This window comes from Sulfuriferula thiophila (assembly GCF_003864975.1).
Classification (GTDB): Bacteria; Pseudomonadota; Gammaproteobacteria; order Burkholderiales; family Sulfuriferulaceae; genus Sulfuriferula; species Sulfuriferula thiophila.
This window is the reverse complement of record NZ_BHGL01000019.1, coordinates 1-15,406: the sequence shown is the minus strand read 5'-3', so window position 1 is coordinate 15,406 and position 15,406 is coordinate 1. Positions and strand designations below refer to the sequence as shown.

The window sequence follows — 15,406 nt, the reverse complement described above, 5'->3', positions numbered from 1 at the left end:
GGTCTGCGCTTCGCAATTCGCGAAGGTGGCCGTACCGTAGGTGCTGGTGTGGTTGCTAAAATTATTGAGTAATTGCAGTAATGTTCGGGGTTGTTTGTGGGGGAGTTGTGCCTCACAAACAAGCCCGATATGTTTTTAATAGGCCAGTAGCTCAATTGGCAGAGTATCGGTCTCCAAAACCGAGGGTTGGGGGTTCGAGGCCCTCCTGGCCTGCCAAATTAACGGGAGTGTGACCGTCTTGCTGTCAAAGGTAAGTCTCACAAGGTTCAGATGACCGACAAAATCAAATTGCTGGCTGCTGCGCTGATGGTAATCGCGGGCATAGCCGGCTTTTATTATTTCTCAGAGAGTGCAGCCGTAGTCCGTTTGGCATTCGTGCTGGGTGGCGTTATTGCAGCGATAGCTATACTCTGGTACACCCAGGTAGGTCAAAGTTTCTTTGCGTTCTCGCAAGATTCTGTGGCTGAAGCTCGTAAAGTAGTGTGGCCTTCACGCAAAGAAACAATGCAAACTACGGGTATCGTGTTTGTGTTTGTAGTGGTAATGGCGCTATTTCTTTGGTTTGTGGATGCTGGTTTATTATGGGCAGTTAAATTGCTTATGGGGCGGAGTGATACATGAGTAAACGCTGGTATGTAGTGCACGCCTATTCTGGCTTCGAGAAAACGGTTCAGCGTACCTTGCTGGAACGCATCGAGCGTGCTGGTATGCAGGATATGTTTGGTCAGATTCTGGTTCCGGTAGAAGAAGTAATCGAAATGAAGGGTGGTCAGAAGTCTATATCTGAGCGCAAATTCTTTCCAGGCTATGTACTGGTTGAAATGGAAATGAATGATGAGACTTGGCATTTGATCAAGGATTGTCCTAAAGTTACTGGCTTTGTTGGTGGTACGGCTATGAAGCCAACACCGATTACGGCTAAAGAAGTTGATGCGATTCTGCACCAGATACAAGAAGGTGTTGAGAAGCCGCGTCCGAAAATACTGTTTGAGGTTGGTGAGTCAGTTCGTGTAATTGACGGCCCATTCAATGACTTTAATGGAGTTGTTGAAGAAGTTAATTACGATAAAAGCAAGTTGCGTGTATCTGTGCTTATATTTGGTCGTGCAACACCAGTGGAATTGGATTTTGGTCAGGTCGAAAAGACTTGATTTTGTAACAAGCTGTGGGTCTATGACCCGCAGCTTGTTAATTCACGGGGAGGGTGCGTAAGTTTCAGTCGCGCACTCGCTATCACCCATTTTTAGGAGAGTATCTAGTGGCAAAGAAGATCGTTGGCTACGTTAAGCTGCAAGTCCCGGCTGGTAAAGCAAACCCTAGCCCCCCTATCGGTCCCGCTTTAGGTCAGCGCGGTCTGAATATCATGGAATTCTGTAAGGCGTTTAACGCGCAAACCCAAGGTTTAGAGCCAGGTTTGCCAATTCCGGTTGTGATTACAGCATACGCGGACAAGAGTTTCACGTTCGTGATGAAAACACCACCTGCAACCATTCTGATCAAGAAAGCTGCTGGTATTCAAAAGGGTAGTCCGAAGCCACATACCGACAAAGTCGGTAAGCTGACGCGTGCCCAGGCTGAAGAAATCGCAAAGGCAAAAATGCCTGATTTGACAGCTGCTGATATGGATGCAGCGGTTAAAACAATTGCAGGTAGTGCCCGTAGTATGGGAATTGAAGTGGAGGGTGCATAAATGGCTAATTTGTCTAAGCGCCAAAAATTGATCAACACTAAAGTTGATCGTACAAAATTATATGCAGTAACCGATGCATTAGCTCTTGTCAAAGAAACGGCTACAGCCAAATTTGATGAGTCTATCGATGTTGCTGTAAACCTGGGTATTGATGCACGTAAATCTGACCAGTTGGTTCGTGGTTCTGTTGTATTGCCACGCGGTACAGGTAAAACGGTTCGTGTCGCAGTATTTGCGCAAGGCGAAGCCGCTAAAGCTGCTTTAGAAGCGGGTGCTGATATTGTCGGCTTTGATGACTTGGCAGCCGAAATCAAAGGCGGTCGCATGGATTTCGACGTAGTTATTGCTAGTCCAGATGCAATGCGCGTAGTTGGTCAGCTCGGTCAAGTGTTAGGTCCGCGTGGCTTAATGCCTAACCCGAAGGTTGGTACAGTTACTCCTGATGTTGCTACTGCAGTTAAAAATGCACGTGCAGGTCAGGTTCAATACCGTACGGACAAGGGTGGTATTGTGCAGTGCACAATTGGTCGCGCGTCTTTTGATGCTGATGCATTGCGTGAGAACCTTGCAGCATTAGTGGATGCTTTAACTAAAGCACGTCCAGCTACTGCTAAAGGCGTATACATGAAGAAAATATCAGTATCCAGCACTATGGGTGTTGGTATTCGAGTTGATGGTAATAGTATTGCTCAGTAAGTGACTTCGTTTTATACGGAGTTGTTGAATGAGTAAAAGTACTTTGGGCTGTTGATATTTAGGTATTGGCAGGTTGTCAAAGACCGTTGGGGTTCGTTAATCCATCTGGATTGTCGAATTTAATCTGGTGATTCTGGTTTTCCAGAAGTCGCTCCCAACGCAGATGGCGTGCCCTGAACCAGGATTGGCTTTGCATTGCAATGGTACTCCTGATGAAAGGTCGCCGACTCTCGATCGTTGTCGGGGTTTCTCCCCTGGCAACATTCGGTGTTAATAGAAAGAGGTAAGACCTTGAGTCTGAATCTAGAGGAAAAGAAAGCAGTTGTAGCCGAGTTAGGCGAAGAGCTGGTTAATGCCCAAACTATCGTTGTTGCGGAATATCGCGGCATGGGTGTGGTGGGTATGACTGGTTTGCGTGCTAAAGCACGTGCTAACGGTGTCTATCTGCGTGTGTTGAAAAACACATTGGTACGTCGCGCTGTTTCCGGAACTGCCTTTGAGGGTTTGACTGAGCAATTAGTCGGTCCTTTGTTGTACGGTATTTCCAAAGATCCAGTTGCTGCAGCCAAAGTACTGGCTGATTTCGCTAAAACCAACGATAAGTTGGTCATTAAAGCTGGCTCAATGCCTAATTTCGTGATGACTGCAAATGATGTCGCGAATTTAGCCAATATGCCTAGTCGTGATGAGTTGTTAGCGAAACTGATGGGTACTATGCAGGCTCCCGTTACACAGTTTGTGCGTACGCTTAATGAAGTTCCTACTAAGTTTGTACGAGGTTTGGCTGCAGTTCGCGATAAGCAGGCAGCATAAATCCGGCAACACATTTTAGTGTTGTAATATTTTTACTTTTCAATCAGGAGAATTACTATGGCTTTGTCCAAAGCTGATATTTTAGATGCAATTGCTAACATGACCGTTCTTGATCTGTCTGAACTGATCAAAGAGATGGAAGAGAAATTTGGCGTTTCTGCTGCTGCTGCTGTTGCTGTTGCTGCTGCACCTGCTGCTGCTGGTGCCGCTGTTGAAGAAAAAACCGAATTTGACGTTATCTTGACTGGCGCTGGCGAAAACAAAGTCAACACCATTAAAGTTGTACGTACTATCACCGGTTTAGGCTTGAAAGAAGCTAAAGATCTGGTTGATGGCGCACCTAAAGCAGTTAAAGAAGGTGTTGCTAAAGCTGAAGCTGAATCAATCCAGAAGCAATTGGTTGAAGCTGGCGCTACTTGCGAAATTAAGTAATTTCGCCTTTCTGTCATTACCTGAGCTTGCTCAGGTAATGCAGAAAACATAAGACAGCGGTGCAACACTTAGCTGTCCGTTGTCTTTTGTCTTCTGCGCAGGTCCCTCTAGGAGATTCCATGAGCTATTCTTTCACCGAGAAAAAACGCATCCGTAAAAGTTTTGCAAAACGTGCAAACATTCTCCAGGTGCCTTTCTTGTTGGCAACACAACTTGATTCATTTCGTGCATTTCTACAGGAAGATATTTCACCTGAGAAGCGTGCAAATGAAGGCTTGCAAGCAGCCTTTTCATCTATTTTCCCAATTACCAGTCATTCTGGTAATGCAAAACTGGATTTCGTAAGTTACGTGCTGGGCGAGCCAGCATTTGACATGGTTGAATGCCAGCAACGGGGGTTGACTTATGCTTCCCCGTTACGCGCTAAAGTTCGCTTGACGATAATGGATCGTGAAGCTTCAAAACCAACAGTAAAAGAAGTTAAAGAACAAGAAGTGTACATGGGCGAAATGCCGCTGATGACACCTACTGGTTCGTTCATAATCAATGGCACGGAACGTGTTATTGTTTCCCAGTTGCATCGCTCACCTGGTGTGTTTTTTGAACACGACCGCGGCAAAACCCATAGCTCTGGCAAACTGCTATTTTCGGCTCGTATCATTCCTTACCGTGGTTCATGGCTTGATTTTGAATTCGATGCCAAGGACTATCTGTATTTCCGTATTGACCGTCGCCGTAAAATGCCGGTCAGCACATTGCTAAAATCGCTTGGTTATAACAACGAGCAGATTCTGTCCGAATTTTTTACTACAGACTCGTTCCAGTTAAGTGCAAAAGTCATACGTTTTGAATTAGTACCTGATCGCATGCGCGGTGAAATTGCACGCTTTGACATCGTCGACAAAACAGGCGCTGTAATTGTCCCTAAAGACAAGCGTATTACTGTGAAGCATATCCGTACCATGCAGGAATCAGGTCTGACACAGATTGCTGTGCCAGAAGACTTTTTGATGGGACGCGTGCTTGCCAAAAATGTTGTCGATAAGGCAACTGGTGAAATCATTGCAAATGCAAATGATGAGCTTACGGAAGTTTCGTTAGCAAAACTGATTGATGCAAATGTTGAACAAATTAATACCCTGTACGTAAACGATCTGGATCAGGGGGCTTACATTTCTGCAACCCTGCGTTCTGACGATACACCTGATCAATACGCTGCACGCGTAGCTATTTATCGAATGATGCGTCCAGGCGAGCCGCCTACTGAAGAATCAGTCGAGGCTTTGTTTGCAGGTTTGTTCTTCAGTGAAGAGCGTTATGATTTATCAGCTGTCGGCCGGATGAAGTTCAACCGCCGCATTGGTCGCGATGAGCTGGAAGGTTCTGCTGTGCTTTCCACAGAAGATATCGTTTCTGTCATCAAGATTCTGGTTGAATTGCGTAATGGTCGTGGTGAGATTGACGATATTGATCACTTGGGTAACCGCCGTGTGCGTAGCGTTGGTGAGTTGGCCGAGAATCAATTCCGTGCTGGTCTAGTTCGGGTAGAACGCGCTGTCAAAGAGCGTTTGTCCCAGGCTGAATCTGAAAACCTGATGCCACATGATTTGATAAATGCCAAACCTGTTTCGGCCGCTATCAAAGAGTTTTTTGGCTCGAGTCAATTGTCCCAGTTTATGGATCAGACTAACCCATTGTCTGAAATTACCCATAAAAGACGTGTTTCCGCGTTAGGACCCGGTGGTTTGACGCGTGAGCGTGCTGGTTTCGAAGTGCGTGACGTGCATCCAACTCACTATGGCCGTGTGTGCCCGATTGAAACACCGGAAGGTCCAAACATCGGTCTGATCAACTCCTTGGCTTTGTTTGCGCAAACAAACAAATATGGTTTCCTGGAAACCCCGTATCGTAAAGTTGAAGACGGCAAAGTTACTGACAAGATTGAATATTTGTCAGCGATTGAAGAAAGTAAATATGTTATCGCCCAGGCTAATGCTGAATTAGATGGTGAAGGCCGCTTTACTAGTGAGATTGTATCTTGCCGTTTCAAAAATGAATTCGAGCTGGCTAGCCCGGAACGTATCGAGTATATGGACGTGGCGCCATCGCAGATTGTATCTGTCGCGGCTTCATTGATTCCGTTCCTTGAGCACGATGACGCGAACCGCGCGTTGATGGGTTCAAACATGCAACGACAGGCTGTTCCTTGCTTGCGTGCAGAAAAGTCACTGGTTGGTACGGGTATTGAGCGTACCGCTGCAGTTGACTCAGGCACGACCGTGCAGGCTCGTCGTGGTGGTATTGTCGATTACGTTGATGCAGGTCGTGTAGTTGTACGAGTTAACGATGACGAAACCAAAGCTGGTGAAGTTGGTGTGGATATTTACACGCTAATCAAGTACACCCGCTCGAACCAGAATACAAATATCAACCAACGGCCTTTGGTCAAAGTTGGTGACAAGTTGTCTCGCGGTGACGTTATCGCTGACGGTGCGTCAACAGATATGGGTGAATTGGCTTTAGGTCAGAATCTTCTGGTGGCATTTATGCCGTGGAACGGATTTAACTTTGAGGATTCGATTCTGATATCCGAGAAGGTGGTAGCGGATGATCGTTACACTTCTATTCATATCGAAGAACTCACTGTTGTTGCACGTGATACCAAACTTGGTGCTGAAGAAATTACGCGTGACATATCAAATCTGTCAGAGCGTATGCTTAACCGCCTTGATGATTCTGGTATTTGCTTTATCGGCGCTGAAGTTGAAGCAGGAGATGTGCTGGTTGGTAAAGTTACGCCTAAAGGTGAAACTCAATTGACACCAGAAGAGAAATTACTGCGTGCAATTTTCGGTGAAAAAGCTTCTGATGTTAAGGATACATCTTTACGTGTGCCGTCAGGCATGGCTGGTACAGTCATTGACGTACAGGTATTCACCCGTGAGGGTATTGAACGTGATGCGCGTGCTAAACAGATCATTGAAGATCAGTTGGCTGAATACAAGAAAGATATGGCTGACCGTATGCGTATCGTTGATAACGATACCTTCTCACGCTTACAACGTTTAGTATTAAATAAAGTTGCCAAAGGCGGCCCTAAAAAGCTGGCTAAAGATACTGCTATCACTCAAGAGTATCTGGACAGTATTAGTCGTTATGACTGGTTTGATATTCGTCTAGTTGATGATGAAGCTAGTCGTCAGATGGAGTCTTTGAAGGATAGTCTCGATCAGAAGCGTCTTGAGTTCGACGCAATGTTTGAAGAAAAGAAGAAAAAACTCACTGCTGGTGACGAATTGCAACCAGGCGTGCAGAAAATGGTTAAAGTGTACGTGGCGGTAAAACGTCGTTTACAACCTGGTGACAAGATGGCAGGACGTCACGGTAACAAGGGTGTTGTATCCAAGATTGTTCCAATTGAAGATATGCCATTCACTGCTGACGGCACACCTATGGATATCGTACTTAATCCACTGGGCGTTCCATCCCGTATGAACGTCGGTCAGATTCTTGAGACACATTTGGGTTGGGCAGCTAAAGGTCTGGGTAAAAAAATTGATGAAATGCTTCAGGCTCAAAAGCACGTGTCTGAAGTGCGTGAGTTTCTCACCAAAATCTATAACTCAACCGGTAAGCAGGAAGATATAGCCAGCTTTAGTGATGATGAAGTGATTGAGCTGGCACGTAACCTGCGACAAGGTGTGCCATTTGCGACACCGGTATTTGACGGTGCCGCTGAAGAAGAAATCAAAGGCATGCTGGAGTTGGCCGGATTGCCACGCAGCGGTCAGATTACTTTGTTTGATGGCCGTACTGGCGAAGCGTTTGATCGCAAAGTCACTGTCGGTTATATGCATGTGCTGAAATTGCATCACCTGGTAGATGATAAGATGCATGCTCGTTCCACAGGACCATACAGTCTGGTGACACAGCAACCACTTGGCGGTAAAGCGCAGTTCGGTGGTCAGCGTTTTGGTGAGATGGAAGTATGGGCACTGGAAGCGTATGGCGCTTCTTACATCTTGCAGGAAATGTTGACAGTTAAGTCTGATGACGTAACTGGTCGTACCAAGGTCTATGAGAACATCGTTAAGGGTGAACATAAGATCGATGCTGGTATGCCAGAATCTTTCAACGTATTAGTGAAAGAAATCCGTTCCTTGGCAATTGATATTGATCTCGAGCGTTATTGATGCGATGAGGGGTGATTGGCGCGCCCCTCTTTTGCTCGCGCCTCATTGGAGAGAACTATGAAAGCATTGCTCGACTTATTTAAACAAGTCACTCAAGAAGAAGAATTTGACGCGATCAAAATTGGTCTCGCGTCACCTGAAAAAATTCGTACCTGGTCGTATGGTGAAGTTAAAAAGCCAGAAACCATTAACTATCGCACCTTCAAGCCGGAGCGTGATGGTTTGTTCTGCGCCAAAATATTTGGCCCAGTCAAGGATTATGAATGCCTGTGTGGCAAATATAAGCGACTAAAGCACCGCGGTGTTATTTGTGAGAAATGTGGCGTAGAAGTCACTTTATCCAAGGTTCGTCGCGAGCGTATGGGCCATATCGAGTTAGCCAGTCCGGTTGCTCATATCTGGTTCCTCAAATCATTGCCTTCCCGCCTGGGTATGGTTCTGGATATGACATTGCGCGATATCGAGCGTGTGTTGTATTTTGAAGCATACGTTGTAACAGATCCGGGTATGACTCCGCTGAACCGTTCACAACTGTTGACCGAAGATGATTATCTGGCCAAAGTTGAAGAGTATGGTGATGAGTTTAAAGCAAGCATGGGTGCGGAAGGTGTTCGTGAGCTGCTGAAAAGTATCGATATTATTTCTGAGGCAGAAGTTATTCGCGCAGATATGGCGAAAACCGGTTCAGATACCAAGATTAAAAAACTTGCCAAGCGTTTGAAAGTCATCGAAGCGTTCCAAAAATCAGGTATAAAACCTGAGTGGATGGTACTGGAAGTTCTTCCCGTATTGCCGCCAGAGCTCCGCCCATTAGTGCCGCTGGATGGTGGACGTTTTGCTACCTCTGATTTGAATGATTTGTATCGTCGGGTTATTAACCGTAATAATCGTTTGAAGCGTTTGTTAGAGCTTAAGGCTCCGGAAATCATTGTACGTAATGAAAAACGCATGCTGCAAGAAGCGGTGGACTCATTGCTGGATAACGGTCGTCGCGGCAAAGCAATGACCGGTGCCAACAAGCGTCCGTTAAAATCCTTGGCCGATATGATCAAGGGTAAGGGTGGTCGTTTCCGTCAGAACTTGCTGGGTAAGCGCGTCGATTATTCTGGTCGTTCCGTAATCGTTGTTGGTCCGCAATTAAGATTACATCAATGTGGACTGCCAAAGAAAATGGCGCTTGAATTATTCAAGCCGTTTATCTTCCATAAACTTGAAGTGATGGGGTTGGCGACAACTATCAAAGCTGCGAAGCGTATGGTTGAGACCGAAGAACCAGTAGTCTGGGATATTCTTGAAGATGTGATTCGCGAGCACCCGGTTATGCTTAACCGTGCGCCTACGCTGCATCGTCTTGGTATCCAGGCATTTGAACCTATCCTGATCGAGGGTAAGGCTATCCAGTTGCACCCACTTGTCTGTGCGGCATTTAACGCCGACTTCGACGGTGATCAGATGGCGGTTCACGTTCCTCTGTCACTGGAGGCGCAAATGGAAGCGCGTACGCTGATGTTGGCGTCGAACAATGTGCTATCTCCTGCAAACGGCGAGCCAATTATTGTTCCGTCACAAGATATCGTGCTTGGTCTGTATTACATGACTCGCGAAAGAGTTAACGCGCTGGGCGAGGGCATGATGTTTGCCAACGTCGATGAAGTGTCGCGTGCTTATGAATCGCGTCAAGTTGAATTGAATGCCAAGGTAACAGTACGTATCAAAGAAGCGTATTACGATGAGCAAGGTGAGCGTGCAGAGAAGCTGACTCGCTATGAAACCACTATCGGTCGCGCTTTGTTATCAGAAATTCTTCCAATCGGCTTGTCATTTACGCATGTAAACAAAATTCTGAAGAAGAAAGAGATATCCAAACTGATCAACGTGAGTTTCCGTCGTTGCGGCTTGCGTCAAACAGTCATTCTCGCTGATAAATTGATGTACACCGGCTTTACTTATGCAACTCGTGGCGGTATGTCGATTTGTGTTGATGACATGTTAATACCGACTCAGAAACAAGACATCATCAGTGCGTCAGAGAAAGAAGTGCAAGAGATCGAGGCGCAATATACTTCAGGTCTGGTTACTCAAGGCGAGCGTTACAACAAGGTAGTTGATATCTGGGGTCGTGCCGGTGATCAGGTGGCTAAGGCCATGATGACGCAGTTGGGTAGTGAACCCGTTGTAACGCGTGACGGTGTTGAGACTACGCAGGAATCATTTAACGCAATTTACATGATGGCAGACTCCGGTGCGCGTGGTTCTGCAGCGCAGATCAGACAGTTGGCCGGTATGCGTGGATTGATGGCAAAACCGGACGGATCGATTATTGAAACGCCGATTACAGCTAACTTCCGTGAAGGTTTGAACGTTCTGCAGTACTTTATCTCCACCCACGGTGCGCGTAAAGGCTTGGCTGATACAGCGCTTAAGACAGCTAACTCAGGTTACCTGACACGTCGTCTGGTCGATGTGACGCAGGATCTGGTAGTAATTGAAGATGATTGCGGCACTCGCGAAGGTCTGGTACTGAAAGCCTTGGTCGAAGGTGGTGAAGTTATTGAACCATTGCGCGAACGAGTGCTGGGCCGCGTTACTGCTCTGGACGTTATTCATCCTGAAACTGGCGAGACTGTTATTGAAGCGGGTGTAATGCTCGATGAAGATATGGTCGAGCAAATTGAAGCGCTTGATATCGACGAAGTAAAAGTTAGAACTGCATTGACTTGCGATACACGCTACGGCTTGTGCGCAAAATGCTACGGTCGTGACTTGGGTCGCGGATATCTGGTGAATGTGGGTGAGGCTGTTGGTGTTATCGCAGCGCAATCCATTGGTGAGCCGGGTACCCAGCTGACGATGCGTACATTCCACATCGGTGGTGCGGCATCCCGTTCTGCAGCTGCAAGTCAGCTTGAATCTAAATCAGCCGGTGTAGCAACATTCAGTCCAGCGATGCGCTACGTAACTAGCGCTAAGGGCGAAGCAATTGCTATTGCTCGTAGTGGCGAGATTGTCATCATGGGTGACAATGGCCGTGAACGTGAGCGTCATAAAGTACCTTACGGTGCGACCTTGACGGTTAAAGATGGCGATAAGATTAAAGCTGGTCAGGTCATGGCTATGTGGGATCCGCACACTCGCCCGATTATTACCGAGTATGCTGGTCGTGTACGCTTTGAGAACGTAGAAGAAGGTTCTACTGTCGCTAAGCAGATTGATGATGTGACAGGTTTGTCTACGCTGGTGGTTATTGATCCTAAGCGTCGCGTAGGCGCTGCAAGTAAGGGATTACGTCCGCAAGTTAAACTGCTGGACGAGAACGGTATGGAAATCAAGGTAACCGCGACTGAGATGTCAGTTAACATTACCTTCCAGATCGGTTCGATTATCACAGTCAAGGATGGTCAGGACGTTGGTGTTGGCGAAGTGCTGGCGCGTATTCCGCAGGAAACATCCAAAACTCGCGATATTACCGGAGGTCTGCCGCGTGTGGCTGAATTGTTTGAAGCGCGATCACCGAAAGATGCCGGCGTATTGGCACCGGTAACCGGTACGGTATCGTTTGGTAAAGATACTAAGGGTAAGCAGCGTCTTGTCATTACCGATTTGGATGGTATGGCGCATGAATACCTGATACCAAAGGAAAAACACGTTACTGCACATGATGGTCAGGTTGTGAACAAAGGCGAGTTGATCGTTGATGGCCCGGCAGATCCACATGACATTCTTGCACTTAAAGGTGTAGAGGCGCTTTCACGTTATATTACCGATGAAGTTCAGGATGTATATCGTTTGCAAGGTGTGAAAATTAACGATAAGCATATTGAAGTCATTGTTCGTCAAATGTTGCGCCGTGTTAGCGTAGTAGATGCGGGTTCAACTAAGTTCATTCAAGGTGAACAGGTAGAGCGTGCTGAATTACTGATTGAGAACGAAAAAGTTATTGCGGAAGGTAAAGAACCGGCAACATTTGATTATGTGTTGCTGGGTATTACTAAAGCATCGCTGTCAACTGATTCGTTTATATCAGCTGCATCCTTCCAGGAGACAACGCGAGTATTGACTGAAGCTGCAATTATGGGCAAACGTGATGAGTTGCGCGGTCTGAAAGAGAACGTTATTGTTGGTCGATTAATTCCAGCCGGTACGGGATTGGCATACCACAATACGCGTAGAATGCAAAAACTAGGTCTCGATATTGCTACAGAATCAGACATTTTTGAATCACCTGAAGTAGTAGATAGTGAGTAGTCCGCTTGACACTATGTAAGTAAGCCTATAAAATCCATCGTCTTTTTTACCGACTTTGGATTTTGTTGGTAAATGTAAATAGTTTATGGGATAGCATCCGTGCTATCACGCAGTTTTAAGTGGTTCTTTGTTAAGAACTATGCGAAAAATTAAATTGGGAAACGAAATAGTATGCCTACAATCAATCAGCTGGTGCGCAAACCGCGCGTCGCAAAGCGCGTAAATAGTAAAGTGCCTGCGCTTGAGGCTTGTCCTCAAAAGCGTGGTGTATGTACGCGTGTGTACACAACTACTCCTAAGAAGCCAAACTCAGCATTACGTAAAGTAGCACGCGTACGCTTGACGAATGGTTTCGAAGTAAGTAGCTATATCGGTGGTGAAGGCCACAACTTGCAAGAGCACTCGGTTGTATTGATTCGTGGTGGTCGTGTTAAGGATTTGCCGGGTGTTCGTTACCATACAGTTCGTGGTAGCCTGGATACTGCTGGTGTTAAAGATCGTAAGCAAAGCCGTTCTAAATACGGTGCTAAACGGCCTAAGAAGGCCTAATTTAGGCTTAGAATTGGTGTTGAGTTGCGGTATAAAAGCGCGACGCGCGCCGTAACCTGCATTAAGAAGTATTTGAGAGGTAATTATGCCAAGACGTAGAGAAGTACCCAAGCGCGATGTATTGCCAGATCCAAAATTCGGTAGTCAAGATGTCGCAAAATTTGTAAACGTGCTGATGTCCAGCGGCAAAAAGTCTGTTGCTGAGCGTATTATTTACGGCGCTTTTGAGCAAATTGGCCAAAAAACCGGTAAAGACCCAATTGAGGTTTTTACATTGGCATTAAGCAATATCCGTCCTGTTGTTGAAGTTAAGAGCCGCCGTGTTGGTGGTGCTAACTATCAAGTCCCAGTCGAAGTCCGTCCAGCACGTCGTTCGGCATTGGCAATGCGCTGGTTGAAAGAAGCTGCTCGTAAACGCGGTGAAAAATCAATGGGTATTCGCCTCGCTGGTGAGTTGATGGATGCTGCTGAGGGTCGTGGCGGTGCTATGAAGAAGCGTGATGAAGTGCACCGTATGGCTGAAGCAAACAAAGCATTCTCGCATTTCCGTTTCTAATTTCAATCAATGGACTGGCGCACTCGCGCCAGCACTAACTGGGTAGTAAATAAAGTGGCACGCAAAACTCCTATTGAACGTTACCGTAACATTGGTATCAGCGCACATATTGACGCTGGTAAAACTACGACTACAGAACGCATTCTGTATTACACCGGTGTTTCACACAAAATCGGTGAAGTGCATGATGGTGCTGCTACCATGGACTGGATGGAGCAAGAGCAGGAGCGCGGTATTACAATTACCTCTGCTGCGACTACTTGTTTCTGGAAGGGTATGGAAAACAATTATCCTGAGCACCATATCAATATTATTGATACGCCGGGACACGTAGACTTCACGATTGAAGTTGAGCGTTCAATGCGAGTTTTGGACGGTGCGTGCATGGTTTACTGTGCGGTTGGTGGTGTGCAACCGCAATCTGAAACAGTTTGGCGTCAGGCAAACAAATACGGTGTGCCGCGCTTGGCGTTTGTAAATAAAATGGATCGCACTGGTGCGAATTTCCTTAAAGTTTACGAGCAGATGCGTACCCGCCTCAAAGCAAACGTTATTCCTATTCAGTTGCCTATAGGCGCTGAAGACAAATTTGAAGGTGTTGTCGATCTGGTCAAGATGAAGGCCATATACTGGGATGATTCTACCCAGGGTATGAAATTCGAAGAGCGCGAAATCCCTGCTGAAATGCAGGCTGAATGCGAATCTTGGCGTGAAAAAATGGTCGAAGCTGCGGCCGAAGCAAACGAAGAGTTAATGAATAAGTACCTTGAAGAAGGTGACTTGACTGCTGCTGAAATTAAGTTGGCCTTGCGTACTCGTACCATTGCTAGTGAAATAATGCCAATGCTGTGTGGTTCTGCTTTTAAGAACAAAGGCGTGCAGGCAATGTTGGATGCGGTTATTGATTACCTGCCATCTCCTAAGGATATCCCGCCTGTGTCGGGTGAATTGGAAGATGGCACCCAGGGTGAGCGTAAGGCAGAAGATACAGAGCCATTCGCAGCGCTGGCATTTAAAATCATGACCGATCCATTCGTGGGTCAGTTGATTTTCTTCCGCGTTTATTCTGGCACGATGAACTCTGGCGATACCATCTATAACCCTATTAAGGGTAAAAAAGAACGTATCGGTCGTATCTTGCAAATGCATGCGAACCAGCGTGCTGAGATCAAAGAGGTTCATGCTGGTGATATCGCTGCTGCGGTTGGCTTGAAGGAAGCTACAACCGGTGACACTTTATGCGATTTGAACAAGACAATAATCTTGGAGCGCATGATTTTCCCAGAGCCTGTGATTCACGTCGCAGTTGAGCCTAAAACCAAGGCTGACCAGGAAAAAATGGGTATGGCATTGAATCGCCTTGCACAAGAAGATCCTTCGTTCCGTGTTCGTACAGATGAAGAGTCGGGTCAAACCATTATTTCCGGTATGGGTGAGTTGCACCTGGAAATCCTGGTTGATCGTATGCGTCGTGAGTTTGGTGTGGAAGCTAACGTTGGTGCACCTCAAGTTGCGTACCGTGAAGCAATCAGAAAAGCTGTTGAGGTCGAAGGTAAGTTTGTTAAACAGTCAGGTGGTAAGGGGCAATTTGGTCATGTATGGCTCAAAATGGAACCGAACGAGACTGGTAAAGGTTTTGAATTCATTGATGCTATTAAGGGCGGTACAGTTCCGCGTGAATTTATTCCTGCGGTTGAAAAAGGTCTGCGTGAGACACTGCCTAATGGCGTATTAGCTGGCTTCCCGGTTGTTGACGTAAAAGTAACGCTGTTTGATGGTTCATACCATGACGTGGACTCGAACGAGAATGCGTTTAAAATGGCTGCTTCCATGGGCTTCAAGGATGGTATGCGTAAAGCGAGTCCTGTGCTGTTAGAGCCAATGATGGCTGTAGAAGTTGAAACTCCTGAAGACTACATGGGTGACGTTATGGGCGATTTGTCCTCACGTCGCGGTATCATTCAAGGTATGGACGATACACCAAGTGGTAAGGTTGTTAAGTGTGAAGTTCCTCTGGCCGAAATGTTTGGTTATTCTACAACCTTGCGTTCTATGAGTCAGGGTCGCGCAACTTACAGCATGGAATTCAAGCATTACTCTGAAGCCCCTAAAAATGTGGCTGAAGCAATTATCAACAAGAAATAACGTTAGAATTTAAAGGATATACATCATGGCAAAAGGCAAGTTTGAACGGACCAAGCCGCACGTTAACGTAGGTACGATTGGCCACGT

The 15,406-nt window shown here is 46.4% G+C and carries 12 protein-coding genes and 1 tRNA gene; all 13 read left to right on the top strand.

Features of this window, described 5'->3' with window-relative positions:
- Positions 1-72, top strand: a 72-nt coding sequence (locus tag EJE49_RS08715) for an EF-Tu C-terminal domain-related protein (protein WP_202814033.1), incomplete at its 5' end; no start/stop codon positions are given.
- Positions 73-140: 68 nt separating this feature from the next.
- A tRNA-Trp gene (locus EJE49_RS08710) sits at positions 141-216 on the top strand.
- Positions 217-270: 54 nt separating this feature from the next.
- Positions 271-621 (top strand): preprotein translocase subunit SecE, encoded by a 351-nt coding sequence (gene secE, locus EJE49_RS08705; RefSeq protein WP_124950066.1) that lies wholly within the window; start codon positions 271-273, stop codon positions 619-621.
- Entirely contained in the window at positions 618-1,151 is a 534-nt protein-coding gene (gene nusG / locus EJE49_RS08700; RefSeq protein ID WP_124950065.1) for a transcription termination/antitermination protein NusG, read from the top strand. Before secE ends, nusG begins: the two co-directional genes overlap by 4 nt.
- 107 nt (positions 1,152-1,258) lie before the next feature.
- Positions 1,259-1,690 (top strand): 50S ribosomal protein L11, encoded by a 432-nt coding sequence (gene rplK, locus EJE49_RS08695; protein WP_124950064.1) that lies wholly within the window; start codon positions 1,259-1,261, stop codon positions 1,688-1,690.
- Positions 1,691-2,386 carry a 50S ribosomal protein L1 gene (gene rplA, locus EJE49_RS08690; protein WP_124950063.1) on the top strand — a complete coding sequence of 232 codons (696 nt, stop codon included), beginning with the start codon at positions 1,691-1,693 and terminating at the stop codon, positions 2,384-2,386.
- 291 nt (positions 2,387-2,677) lie between these two features.
- Complete coding sequence (rplJ, locus tag EJE49_RS08685) at positions 2,678-3,199, top strand: 50S ribosomal protein L10 (RefSeq protein WP_124950062.1); 522 nt, start codon at positions 2,678-2,680, stop codon at positions 3,197-3,199.
- A gap of 57 nt (positions 3,200-3,256) precedes the next feature.
- A complete protein-coding gene (rplL, locus tag EJE49_RS08680; RefSeq protein ID WP_124950061.1) occupies positions 3,257-3,631 on the top strand; it encodes a 50S ribosomal protein L7/L12 in 375 nt (124 codons plus the stop codon).
- Positions 3,632-3,750: 119 nt separating this feature from the next.
- A complete protein-coding gene (gene rpoB, locus EJE49_RS08675; protein WP_124950060.1) occupies positions 3,751-7,824 on the top strand; it encodes a DNA-directed RNA polymerase subunit beta in 4,074 nt (1,357 codons plus the stop codon).
- Between the two features lie 57 nt (positions 7,825-7,881).
- Positions 7,882-12,069 (top strand): DNA-directed RNA polymerase subunit beta', encoded by a 4,188-nt coding sequence (rpoC, locus tag EJE49_RS08670; RefSeq protein ID WP_124950059.1) that lies wholly within the window; start codon positions 7,882-7,884, stop codon positions 12,067-12,069.
- 171 nt (positions 12,070-12,240) lie between these two features.
- Positions 12,241-12,618, top strand: coding sequence for a 30S ribosomal protein S12 (gene rpsL, locus EJE49_RS08665; protein ID WP_124950058.1), 378 nt, complete (start codon positions 12,241-12,243; stop codon positions 12,616-12,618).
- A gap of 85 nt (positions 12,619-12,703) precedes the next feature.
- Positions 12,704-13,174: a 30S ribosomal protein S7 gene (gene rpsG / locus EJE49_RS08660; protein ID WP_124950057.1), complete on the top strand. Its 471-nt coding sequence runs from the start codon at positions 12,704-12,706 to the stop codon at positions 13,172-13,174.
- A gap of 54 nt (positions 13,175-13,228) precedes the next feature.
- Complete coding sequence (gene fusA, locus EJE49_RS08655) at positions 13,229-15,319, top strand: elongation factor G (protein ID WP_124950067.1); 2,091 nt, start codon at positions 13,229-13,231, stop codon at positions 15,317-15,319.
- The last annotated feature ends 87 nt before the right edge of the window (positions 15,320-15,406 follow it).